The 11,830-nt window shown below is 46.6% G+C and carries 9 protein-coding genes; 3 read left to right on the top strand and 6 right to left on the bottom strand.

Going from position 1 to position 11,830, the window contains the following annotated elements; translation table 11 throughout:
- The first annotated feature begins 30 nt into the window (after positions 1-30).
- From DFP83_RS09085 to DFP83_RS09075, 3 genes are all read left to right on the top strand, one after another.
- Positions 31-1,452: a carbohydrate porin gene (locus DFP83_RS09085; protein ID WP_110574981.1), complete on the top strand. Its 1,422-nt coding sequence runs from the start codon at positions 31-33 to the stop codon at positions 1,450-1,452.
- Positions 1,453-1,551: 99 nt separating this feature from the next.
- Positions 1,552-3,990, top strand: coding sequence for a TonB-dependent receptor (locus DFP83_RS09080; RefSeq protein WP_110574979.1), 2,439 nt, complete (start codon positions 1,552-1,554; stop codon positions 3,988-3,990).
- 61 nt (positions 3,991-4,051) lie between these two features.
- Positions 4,052-6,031: a tetratricopeptide repeat-containing sulfotransferase family protein gene (locus DFP83_RS09075; protein WP_110574978.1), complete on the top strand. Its 1,980-nt coding sequence runs from the start codon at positions 4,052-4,054 to the stop codon at positions 6,029-6,031.
- Between the two features lie 9 nt (positions 6,032-6,040).
- On the opposite strand, the gene DFP83_RS09070 is transcribed toward DFP83_RS09075, so the two are convergent.
- The 6 genes from DFP83_RS09070 to DFP83_RS09045 are packed head-to-tail and all read right to left on the bottom strand — an operon-like array spanning position 6,041 to position 11,828.
- Positions 6,041-6,415, bottom strand: a complete 375-nt coding sequence (locus DFP83_RS09070) for a Na+/H+ antiporter subunit G (RefSeq protein ID WP_110574976.1) — start codon at positions 6,413-6,415, stop codon at positions 6,041-6,043.
- A gap of 11 nt (positions 6,416-6,426) precedes the next feature.
- Entirely contained in the window at positions 6,427-6,696 is a 270-nt protein-coding gene (locus tag DFP83_RS09065; protein WP_110574974.1) for a K+/H+ antiporter subunit F, read from the bottom strand.
- Positions 6,690-7,178 (bottom strand): Na+/H+ antiporter subunit E, encoded by a 489-nt coding sequence (locus DFP83_RS09060; protein ID WP_110574972.1) that lies wholly within the window; start codon positions 7,176-7,178, stop codon positions 6,690-6,692. Before DFP83_RS09060 ends, DFP83_RS09065 begins: the two co-directional genes overlap by 7 nt.
- Entirely contained in the window at positions 7,171-8,700 is a 1,530-nt protein-coding gene (locus tag DFP83_RS09055) for a monovalent cation/H+ antiporter subunit D (protein WP_110574971.1), read from the bottom strand. Before DFP83_RS09055 ends, DFP83_RS09060 begins: the two co-directional genes overlap by 8 nt.
- Positions 8,700-9,038 carry a Na+/H+ antiporter subunit C gene (locus DFP83_RS09050; protein ID WP_110574969.1) on the bottom strand — a complete coding sequence of 113 codons (339 nt, stop codon included), beginning with the start codon at positions 9,036-9,038 and terminating at the stop codon, positions 8,700-8,702. Before DFP83_RS09050 ends, DFP83_RS09055 begins: the two co-directional genes overlap by 1 nt.
- Complete coding sequence (locus DFP83_RS09045) at positions 9,039-11,828, bottom strand: monovalent cation/H+ antiporter subunit A (RefSeq protein ID WP_110574967.1); 2,790 nt, start codon at positions 11,826-11,828, stop codon at positions 9,039-9,041.
- Positions 11,829-11,830: the final 2 nt, after the last annotated feature.

The following is an 11,830-nucleotide window of genomic DNA, read 5'->3' as shown; positions in this document are numbered from 1 at the left end:
TCTTTTTTTACCTAAAGTAAGGAGCACAACATGGCAAAAGGTTGGGTGCTAGCCGCCTCTATGCTAGCTGCGAGCCCGATCTATGCAGCACCGGTACAGCAGGATCAGCAGTCGGTACAGCAGGAGATTGAAGCGCTAAAACAAAAATTATCTGAGCTTGAAGAGCGTTTAGCTGAGCAGGAGCAAGCAAAAGAGAAAATGAAAGAGCGTCATCAAGAGATGATGTCTAAAAAGGAGTATTCTTCAAAAACTAAGCGTTCTAACAGAATGCGTGGCGAGGAAGTCGCCGACTCAGGTGTTCAAGCGCGTCTTGCAAAGCTAGAAGACAAAGCTGAGGAAAACGAAAACTGGCCGATCAAAGTCCACGGTGCTGTTCGTTTTCAGTATGAATACAATAATTACGATCAAGATAATGAAAACCGTACAGGTGACCTCGATTTTGATATCTTCCGTTTGAACTTTGATGGTGAAATTGGCGACGTGATTTTGTCGGCCGAGTACCGCTGGTTCCAATATCAAGATGTCGTGAAGCACGCATGGTTTGGTTATAACTTTACCGATAAGTGGCAAGGTCAGATCGGTGTCGTAAAAGTGCCTTTCGGTAATATGCCATACAACTCTCACAGTTATTTCTTCAACTCGACATTTTATGTGGGCTTAGAAGATGAACACGATAATGGTATTCGATTCCTCTACCGTGGCGATGACTGGGACTTTGATATCGCTTATCATAAGTCTGATGAGCAAGGCGGTGTAGATGGCTCTGCAACCGATCGTACAGCACGTTATAACTATGACACCGTCGGCATCCGCTTGCCAGGTCAAGGCGCATATGACACGCCAGGATTGCCAATCGGCGAGAGTAACAGTTATGCATTACGTGCTGCCCGTAAGTTTACCTTCAGCGATGAAGAAAACTTAGAGGTTGGTTTATCGGCACAAGGTAATAACTTCTACTCAGGTTCAGCTGCAGAAGGCTTTACCGCAGCGCAAGAATTTGAGAACCAGAACGTGGGTAACCGGTTTGCGTGGGGTGTACACGGTAACTACAACAACGGTCCTTGGAACGTTCAGTTACAATACGCGGATTACGAGTACGATTTAGAAGTTGAAAACCGCGGCGTTTACATGGGTGCATATGCATACTATGACGCGATCCCAACCGAAGCCAAGATCTACACAGGTAACGTTGCTTACACCTTGCCGGTGAGTATCGGACCTATTACATCACTGACATTCTATAACGACCACAGCATTATTACTGATAAGAAAGGCTATCAGGATGATACCTGGATGAATGTCTTAGGTGTTGCAGTAGCAGCTGGTGGTGGTTTCTACACTTACGTCGACTTCGTAAGAGCGAAAAACCAACCATTCATCGGTGGCAACACAGCTACAGATGGCGGCGATGTTAATAACCGTTTCAACATCAATTTTGGTTATTACTTCTAATGCTCTACACTATATAAGTTAACTAAACAATATTGGTTTTCAAAGTGGCGCTTAGGCGCCACTTTTTATTCAAGGAGAAAAAAGAGAACGGGAGAATATATGTTCAGTTATAACAAGCTGAGTACAGCTATCTTTATAGCACTCGCTGCTTCTTCGTCAGCAGTTGCACAAGATCAAGAGCAACAAGAGGAAGCAGATAGTAAAAGCCAAATCGAAACGATTAATGTCACCGCTACTAAGCGGACAACAAATATCCAACAAACGCCTACAGCTGTTCAAGCACTCAGTTCGCGAGATCTCAAAGAGCAAAATATTGGCAACTTTGATGATTACGCGCAGTATGTTCCGAATGTTTCCTCAAGCGGTCGCGGACCTGGTCAAAATGATGTTTTTATTCGCGGCATGTCAATTCAGCCGATTTCAGTTATGTTATCTGGCGCGCAAGGCACCATGCCAAACGTCGCGCTGTATGTTGATGAGCAACCTGTAACGGCACCTGGTCGCAATCTTGACGTTTATGCAACTGATTTACAGCGTATTGAGGTATTACCAGGGCCTCAAGGCACCTTATTTGGCGCAAGTTCGCAAGCAGGGACTATTCGATACATTACTAATAAGCCAATATTGGGGAGCTTTGAAGCAGGTTTCACAACCGGGTTTGAGAGCATGCCCGAGGGCGAAATGAGTAGCTCCGCAGAGGGTTATATTAACATCCCTGTGACTCGTGACTTTGCCGTGCGGGGTGCTTTTTACAATGTAAATCGCGGCGGCTACATCGACAACAAAGCGGGCGAGTTTTCAATTGATCCGAATAATCCTAATTTCAGAGGCCTTAACCCGGCTATCGCGGGATTAGTGGATGAGGGAACTGAGTTTACCAGTGCGTTTAATACTGACTTAGCAGAGGATGACTTTAACGACAGTTATTATAAAGGCTTTCGGTTAAGCGCGAAGTACCGAATAAACACCAATTGGGAGCTACTGTTACAGCACCAGGCGCAGGACCTCGGCGCAGACGGCGTTTTTGATTACGATCCAGAAGTCGGGGATCTCGAAGTTGAACGCTATTATCCAGATGAACTTGAGGATAGTTTTGATCTAACCACGTGGACTTTAGACGGTCGTCTTGGTGCGCTCGAAATCCTCTATACAGGCGGTTATTTAGATCGTGAAATTGAGCAGTCTATTGACTACACCGGATATAACACCTCTGGTTCATATATCATCTACTACACCTGTGTTTACGGCGAAGACGGCATTGCGGAAAAATGCGTTGACCCGACCAAAGGGTTTAAAGGTCACCAAGAGCACGAGCGTTTCACTCAAGAAGCTCGCATAAACTACGATTTCAACGCGCGTTCTCGTATTACTGCGGGTGTGTTCTATGATGATTACGAGATCAATACACAAGACGATTATGTATACTTTGCTAATCCTGAAGCGCTCGGTTTCGTACCCAATGCACCCATATCTGATGCTTACGCGAATAACCGCGATACCCGGGCGCCGGGGATTGGTTTCTTTAACGATATTACGCGTACTGAAGAACAAATCGCTTTGTTCGGTGAGTTCACCTACGATCTAACGGATAAGCTCTCTGCAACCTTAGGCTTAAGATGGTACGACATTGAGTCAGATTTCACCGGCCAGTCGAGTTTTGCTTCGAAAGGAGAGGACGGAGACGCGGGGCGTGATTATGACTCCACTGCAGGACATACTAATGAGCCGCTAGAACAGGATGATGTTATTCCGAAGTTCACCTTAAGCTATCAATACACCCCAAGCACTTTATTCTTTGCGACTTACTCAGAAGGCTTTAGACCAGGCGGCTTTAACCGTGCGGGTGGTCAAGGTAGCGATGAAACTGGCTACGTTAATACGGTCTATAAATCGGACGAGGTTAAAAACTACGAGTTTGGGTGGAAAACGCTACTATTCGATAATACGTTGCGTTGGAATGGTAACGCGTACTTTGTCGAGTGGAACGACATGCAGATTACCCGACTAGATACTGATATATCGATTCTAACATTCGTCGATAATGCAGCGAATTCGGAAATCCGTGGCTTAGAAACCGATATGACATGGCGATTGACCGATAACTTCACCTTAAATGGCGCGTTATCTTATAACGACACGGAATTGGTGAGCACGGGTCAAGGTATTGTGAGAACCTTGCCAATAGGTTCGGAACTCCCTTTGACACCAGAAGTGCAAGCTAGCGTGCGTGGGCGTTACACATGGACACTCGAAAATAAGTGGGATGCTTTTGCGCAAGTTGGTTGGATTTATGCTGGCGACACTTACCCGTCAATTGTGGCATCAGAGGTTGAACAAGCGGGTGGACGCCAAGATTCCTATAATATCGGTAATGCGTCAATCGGCGTGATGAAGGACCAATGGAGCGTCAAACTCTATGTTAAGAATCTGACTGATGAGCGTGCGGAGCTCTACACCAATACCCAGGATGATATTTTAAGAACAACAACAAACCGTCCTAGAACCTTTGGTTTATCAGTTTCTTACTCTTTCTATTAAGGTGTAATCTAATCAAGAGGTCGTGATGAGCACGACCTCTTAGCTTTGCTTAAGGGGTATCATGGATACGATTAAAAAGTTACTTGCCGCGGGTAAGTTTGACGTCGTGCTCAACCAGCTGCAGGAGCGCATGCTCAGTGATGAAAGTGAAGAGCGAAAGGACGCGTTATATTACTCGGCGGTTGCGCTACGCTATTTAGGTCGATTAGAAGAAGCGCATCAACGTTTGGATGCGCTGCTGGATTGTTGGTCAGATTTTGGCCGGGGTCATCAAGAATTAGGGCACACCATGTATGCGCTTGGACGCGAAGAAACCGCTTTACAAGCCTATTATCAAGCCTTGAAACTTAATCCTGCTTTGTATGCAAGTTGGGATGCTACTGCAAGAATTGAGGCAAAACTTGGCAATCTACAGCAAGCCGAATTAAATGCTGAACAAGCTCAGTTTTTGCAAAAGCAACCCAAGCAAGTGGTTGGAGCGCTGAACTTGTTCCACGAAGGTAAACTATTTAAAGCAGAACGTATTTGCCGTGCCTATTTACAACGCAATCCACACCATGTTGAGGCAATGCGCACATTAGCGTTGATAGGCGCAAAACTTGATGTGCTAAATGACGCCGAGTTTTTGCTAGAGAGTGTCTTAGTATTAGCACCAGACTATAACCGTGCGCGTTATGACTACATAAAAGTATTGCAGCGACGACAAAAGTTTCCTCAAGCATTAGCGCAAGCGAAACTTCTGCGCAGCGACGAACCGTACAACCCATTATACAAAGCGTTACATGCAAACTTATGTAGCGCATTAGATAATCACGATGAAGCACTTAGCCTTTATGACGAGCTACTAAGCGATAAGGTGGGGGATGTTGCCGGAGTCTACGTTGCCAAAGGCCACTTATTAAAAACCTTGGGCGATACAAAAGGCGCGGTTGCATGCTACCAACAAGCGTATCAGCTCCAGCCGTTATTCGGTGATGCGTTTTGGAGTCTTGCTAACTTGAAAACTTATCGTTTTGATGAATCAGAGTACCAACGCATGCAAGCCGCGGTGAGTGCAAATGAAACGCGTGTAGAGGATAAAATTCATCTGAACTTTGCACTGGGTAAGGCGCTTGAGCAGCAAGAAGCCTATGACGAAAGTTTTAGTTACTATCGGCGAGGTAACGTGTTAAAACGCGAAACCAGTCAATATAAGTCGGAGGTCTTGAGTCAACGCGTTGACGCACAAGTTGAGTATTTTGACCGCGACACTGTCGCCCGATGGACTCATACGTCTGCGCAACACCGTCATCTTACGCCGATTTTTATCGTCGGACTCCCGCGCTCGGGTTCAACATTGGTCGAGCAGATCTTAGCAGCTCACTCGCAAGTAGATAGCACACTCGAGCTACCAAATATTCCCGCCATCGCACATGAGTTAAACGGGCGACAAGTTGATCGCAAGAAGCCGCTTTACCCTTACATTTTGGATGAGCTTTCAGCACAACAAGTCGAACAGCTCGCGCAGCGTTATGTGGATGAAACACGAGTTTATCGAAGTGAAGCGCCTTTTTTTACAGACAAGATGCCAAATAACTTCCGTCACATTGGTTTGATTAAACGACTCTTTCCCGAAGCGAAGATCATCGACGCAAGGCGTGACCCTATGGACTGCTGTTGGAGTGCCTACAAACAACTATTCGCCGAGGGACAAGAGTTTAGTTACGGGTTTGATACGCTCGCAGATTATTATCGAGATTACCTGAGGATGATGAAGCACTGGAATCAAGTGTTTCCGGGACAGATATATACAGTTTTCCATGAACGCTTGGTAAATGACCCAGAACTACAAATTACAAACTTGCTTAACCATCTTGAACTGGAGGTTGAACAGCAATGTTTCAGTCCACACCAAAGCGACCGCTCAGTAAAAACCGCGAGCTCAGAGCAAGTAAGGCAACCGATCAATACGAAAGGAATTGGACAATGGCGCAAATTTGAAGCACACCTAGCACCTTTAAAGAAGGCACTAGGTGACGTGTTGAGTGAGTGGGCGTATTAATCGCGGCAGTTATTTCTTGGGCTCATGTTGATAGGCGTCGTCTTCATCGCGAAAGTCGCGTGTCGCAGAAAACTTGGGTAGCTCAGTGTGTAACGCTGCTTTAGCCAGAATATGGGCACTAATGGGCGCTGTTAAGAACAAGAAAATTGCAATCAATAGTTCATTTAAGGTGAGCGTGCCCTGCGCTGAAGTCGAAATGATCGCTGCTATTACAATGCCACCAATACCCATGGTGGTATTTTTCGTGGGTGCATGTAACCGAGTGAAAAAGTCAGGCAAGATGGCTAACCCAAGCGATCCGATAAACGCGAATACTGCGCCGAGTAGAATAAAGAAAGCAATAATCCACTGCGTCCACTCGGGTAATTGATTTAACGCTTCCATCCCATTCCTCCTTACTCAATTAAATCGCCGCGAAGCAAAAACTTACCTGCCGCGATAGTACCGACGAACCCAAACATCGCGATCAACAACGCTGCTTCAAAATAGGTTTGGGTATTTTGATAAATACCGAGCAGCAACAGCAACGCAAGTGAATTAATATAAACCGTATCGAGCGCTAGAATGCGATCGGGTAAGTCGGGGCCTTTTACTAAGCGCCAAAAATTCATAATAATCGACAAACTAAATAATACGAACGCAATGTGTATCACTGTCGTTAGCATTGGAAAATCTCCTTCAGGCGACGTTCGTAACGGTGACGTATCACTTTGATTGTTTCTTCTGGAGTCTCATCAGAAAATGCGTGAATCAAAATGCCACGGCGCCCGCGCGTGATTTCACAGGATACGGTGCCCGGCGTGAGGGTGATGGTGCTCGCCAAAATGGTCACAGGTAGCTCGTCTACCATATCAAGTGGAAATACAAATAACGCCGGCTTCAAGTGTTTACGACGGCCCAGTATTAAAGCAGCCACTTTAAAGTTCGCTACGATAATGTCGTAAATCAAAATCACCAAGTATCCCAAAGCAAGATGGGGCTTTTTAATTGTTTTGAACGTGGGCCACGCAGGGCGTAATAACAATGGAATCAATGACGTGACGATAAGACCCAAGATCACTACGCCTGGTGCAATGGAGTTAAACAGCAATAGCCAGATAGCGAACAGGCAAAGTGTTAGAAATGGGGCTGGAAACAACTTACTCATATTGGCCCTCTCCATTACGTGATGGAATGATATTATTCGGATAAGTCTCAGTATCGAGCAGCTGCTCAGCGACCGCGTCGGTATAATCACGGACTGGGTTCGCGAAAATAGTGAGGAACAACGATAACGAGAGCAGTACACCGATAGCGACACGTTTGCCCATCGGTGCAGACTGGTCATTGGGTTTGCCTTGTAGCGTGTGCCATATCATCTTACTACCTGTGCGGCTCATCATAATGAGCATAACTAAGGTAGCAACGAGCATAGTCCCCCATAACCAAAAACCACTGGTTGAAACGGGCGCAGCTTCTAAAATCATTAACTTGCCAGCAAACCCACTCAGCGGTGGGAGACCGATAATGGCGATACTCGCAACAAGAAACATGATGGCATAGGTGTTGTGATTTGCCATACGCTTGCCTGTAACAATGCGAGAGGCGGTTTTTCCGCGTTCGAATGCCATGACATCAGCAAGTAAAAATAACGCTCCTGTGATAACAGTAGAGTGAATAAGGTAAAATAACGCGGTACTTATCCCTGCTACTGAACTAAAGCTGTATGTGGCTAATAGGGTGCCGACAGAAACGATAACTAAATAGGCGACCAGTAGCCTGAAGTCTCGCGCACCGAGCATACCAATAATACCGAAGATGAGCGTGAGAATACCTAAAATCCACAGCCAATCGGCTGCAAGCCAAGTCAGTTCATTAGCTTCAGGACCGAAAATTAGTGTATATACACGAATAATCGAGTACACACCGACTTTTGTCATGATTGCAAATAATGCCGCAACAACACCTGTGGTTGTTGAGTAGGCTTGTGGCAACCAAAAATGTAAGGGCAGTATCGCTGCTTTAATACCAAACACAGCGAGCAACATGAACCCACCCGCTTTCGCAAGTGCGGCTTCATCACCCGAAAGCTGAGCTACTTTCTCAGCCATATCCGCCATGTTTAGCGTACCCGTCGTGGCATACAGTGTGCCCACACTGATCAGGAATAATGCCGAGCCGAGTAGGTTCAGCAACACATAGTGAAGTGTAGAGCGGACACGGAATTTGCCGCCGCCATGCATCATAAGCCCATAGGACGAGATCAACAGTACTTCGAAGAAAACAAAAAGGTTAAATAAGTCACCTGTTGCGAAGGCACCAATAATACCCATCACTTGAAACTGAAAGAGGGCGTGAAAGTGTGAACCTAAATTGTCTTCAGCATAGCAACCGTAAACCAGCACCGGCAGTGCTAGCACGGCGGTTAGTAAGATCATCAACGCACTCAGTTTATCGAGCACCAAGACAATACCAAAGGGTGCCGGCCAGTCACCTAAGGCATAAACCATCATGCCTTGCTGATTCACGTTAAAGAGTAACAGCGCTGCAAATACGAGCGTTAATATACTGGATGCTAAACCAAGCGCACGCCGCTTAGGTTGTGGACGGTCGCCCCAAGGGAGCAACTGCAATAACGCAGTAAATAATGGAATTAATATTGGTAATATTGCTAGATGTTGTTGCCACATTAGCGTGAAGACTCCCCACTATCTTGTTCATTGACTTCATCTGTGCCGATTTCGCCACGGGTACGTACCGCGAGAATCACCGAGTAAGCGGTCATCGCGAAGCCGATGACGATGGCGGTAAGCACCAAGGCTTGGGGTAATGGGTCTGCATATTCCGTGTTGGTCCCAAGGATAGGTGCACCATCGATGGTAAGACGACCTGTAGAAAATAAGAACAGGTTAACGGCATATGACAGCATCGTGATACCCACGACGACAGGAAATGAACGTCCACGCAGTATAAGAAACACACTGCAGGCTGTTAATACTCCAACGGTAACTGAGAATAACGCTTCCATTTAATTCCCCTCCTCACGAGGACGATGACGCGTGGTCATTTTCCCGAAGTTACTTAAAATCATCATGGTGGCCCCAATTACAGTGAGGAAAACACCTAAATCAAACAGCAACGCAGTTGCAAACTCGAACTTACCCACCACTGGCCACTTAAGGTACGTAAACCAAGAGGTGAGGAAAGGGCGGTCAAAGAACCAGCTACCTATACCCGTCAATGCGGCAATCATCACGCCGAAAGACATGAGTGATTGGTAGTTAACGTTAAATCGGTCTTTAACCCAATCAACACCATTGGCGATGTACTGAAGGATCATCGCAGAGGCAGCAATGAGGCCAGCGATAAATCCACCACCAGGTAAGTTGTGACCGCGTAAGAAGATGTACACAGCAACGACCATCGCCATGGGTAAAACCAGGTTGGCGACGTTGGTTAGCATCAGAGGGTGCTTAATACGATGCCAAGGTCGACCATCAATATCACTGGATGGGATGAACGGTTTAAGTTTGTTCAGTAGCTTGTGGATACCCGCTGCCGCTATTGCGAGGACGGTAATCTCACCTAAGGTATCAAAGCCACGGAAATCGACCAGGATCACGTTCACCACGTTGGTACCGCCACCGCCAGTCTTCGCATTTGCAATAAAGAAATCCGAAATGGTTTCAAAGTCGCTGGTGAGTATTCCATAGTTCAGTGTAGCGACAATACCGCCGAAAAGACTGGCGATCAAAATATCGCGAAATACACGATGTCCTGTCGATGCACGCGCTGTCTTTTGCGGCATGAAGAAAAGTGCAAGTACCATCAGGATAATACTCACCACCTCGACGACTAACTGGGTCATCGCCAAGTCGGGCGCGGAAAAATGTGCGAACGCCAGTGACACAATCAAACCTACCACCGACAGCATCATCAGCATAATGAAACGGTGGCGGTGTAGGATCGCCGTCGCAAAACCCGCAATCATCAACACTGAAGCGCCCACTAACGAAACAAAGTCGACAGGCTGCTGAGACCGATCGCCTTCTAAGCTGACGATATCAATCAACTGCGGTATCACTAGAACAATCACTGCAATAAGCACTAACGCCATATAGCGCTGCAGCGAGCCGGTATCGAGATGAGTAAATAAGCGATTAGCACTATCACACACCGTTTGTACTAATCGTTCAAAGTTGTGCTTAGCGTCCTGACCCTCGAACTGGCGATTAAACGTGAACAGCTGGTCGCGTTGGCTGTATATTACGATACCGCCGATAATAGCGACTGCGCTCATCAATAATGGGATATTAAAGCCGTGCCAAAGGCTCAGTTTCACCTCGACCGGCGCGAGCACTACGCTGCTCACGGCTTGGTTAAGAATGCCCGACACAGCAAGCATTGGAATCAAACCAATAACAATACAGAGCGACGCCAATACAAGCACTGGTAATGCCATCATCTTGGGCGGGTCATGAGGTTGTTTAGGTAGCTCCTTATATTCACCGTTAAAGAACACGTCGTGAATAAATCGGATTGAATAGGCAACCGAGAGCGCTGCACCCACGGTTGCAAGTACTGGCACGAACCAGCTTAAACCACCAAATAATTGTTGATTGAGAGCCTGGTCAAGAAACAGCTCCTTGGACATAAAGCCGTTAAATGGAGGTATGCCCGCCATCGCAGCCGTCACGACCATGGCGAGTGTGGCGGTAATCGGCATGAAGCCAAGCAAACCTTGCAACTTCCGCATGTCACGCGTACCAGTTTCATGGTCAATAATACCTGCAGTCATGAACAAGCCTGCTTTAAAGCACGCATGATTAATCACGTGAAATAGTGCTGCAATCACTGCCGCTTGAGAGCCGATACCCAACAACATACAAATCAAACCGAGATGGCTGACAGTTGAGAACGCGAGTAATCCTTTCAAATCGTGTTTGAGAAGCGCAAAGTATGCACCAACCAGCATGGTGATGAGACCAATAAGGGTGACAGTAATGAACCAAAATTCTGTACCTGCCAATGCTGGGTGCATACGTGCGAGTAAAAAGATACCTGCCTTCACCATCGTCGCGGAGTGTAAGTAGGCACTTACTGGCGTAGGTGCAGCCATTGCGTGCGGTAACCAGAACTGGAACGGAAACTGTGCTGACTTAGTAAATGCGCCTAAAAGGACGAGAATTAAAGCAGGGACATATAAACTATGCGCTTGAATCGCATCTTTTGCCGCGAATATGGCATCCAGTTGGTAGCTTCCAGCAATATGACCGATGATCAGCAAACCCGCCAATAGCGCAAGCCCGCCAGCGCCTGTTGTCGCCAATGCCATCCGAGCGCCTCGGCGAGCGTCACTTTTATGGTGCCAGTAGCCAATCAGTAAGAACGAAGAAATACTCGTTAGCTCCCAGAATGCCCACATCAGTAATACGTTATCCGCTGTGACAATACCAAGCATCGACGCCATAAAGAGCAGTAGGCAGGCATAGAATCGACTATCACTGTCTTTACTCGAAAGGTAATAGTGCGCGTAGAGAATAATTAATACGCCAATACCTAAAATCAAACTGACAAATAACAATGATAAACCGTCAAGCCGGAAGGCAAGGTCAAAATCAATATTCGGTAACCAGTGTTGGATGGCGGTGGGAATATCGCCAGCAAGCGTTTGTTGCGCCAGTGGCCATGCAACCAAAATACATGAGAGTGGGATTGCCACAGTGGCAATCGTCTTTACAGGGCGACTCGTTCGTCGAAGCAGTAAAGGAATCAGAGCACCAATCAATGGCGCGAACACAATATAAAATAGGTTCATAA

Origin of the sequence: Idiomarina fontislapidosi, from assembly GCF_003226255.1 — a bacterium.
Lineage (GTDB): Bacteria > Pseudomonadota > Gammaproteobacteria > Enterobacterales > Alteromonadaceae > Idiomarina > Idiomarina fontislapidosi.
Note: the sequence above shows the minus strand (reverse complement) of the source record. Positions and strands in the feature narration are given on the sequence as shown.

What these genes read in the sequence shown, in the direction of transcription:
- DFP83_RS09065 (WP_110574974.1), bottom strand. Translation starts at nt 6,696, where the DNA reads ATGCTAACGACAGTGATACACATTGCGTTCGTATTATTTAGTTTGTCG.
- DFP83_RS09060 (WP_110574972.1), bottom strand. Translation starts at nt 7,178, where the DNA reads ATGAGTAAGTTGTTTCCAGCCCCATTTCTAACACTTTGCCTGTTCGCT.
- DFP83_RS09070 (WP_110574976.1), bottom strand. Translation starts at nt 6,415, where the DNA reads ATGGAAGCGTTAAATCAATTACCCGAGTGGACGCAGTGGATTATTGCT.
- DFP83_RS09045 (WP_110574967.1), bottom strand. Translation starts at nt 11,828, where the DNA reads ATGAACCTATTTTATATTGTGTTCGCGCCATTGATTGGTGCTCTGATT.
- DFP83_RS09055 (WP_110574971.1), bottom strand. Translation starts at nt 8,700, where the DNA reads ATGTGGCAACAACATCTAGCAATATTACCAATATTAATTCCATTATTT.
- DFP83_RS09050 (WP_110574969.1), bottom strand. Translation starts at nt 9,038, where the DNA reads ATGGAAGCGTTATTCTCAGTTACCGTTGGAGTATTAACAGCCTGCAGT.
- DFP83_RS09075 (WP_110574978.1), top strand. Translation starts at nt 4,052, where the DNA reads ATGGATACGATTAAAAAGTTACTTGCCGCGGGTAAGTTTGACGTCGTG.
- DFP83_RS09080 (WP_110574979.1), top strand. Translation starts at nt 1,552, where the DNA reads ATGTTCAGTTATAACAAGCTGAGTACAGCTATCTTTATAGCACTCGCT.
- DFP83_RS09085 (WP_110574981.1), top strand. Translation starts at nt 31, where the DNA reads ATGGCAAAAGGTTGGGTGCTAGCCGCCTCTATGCTAGCTGCGAGCCCG.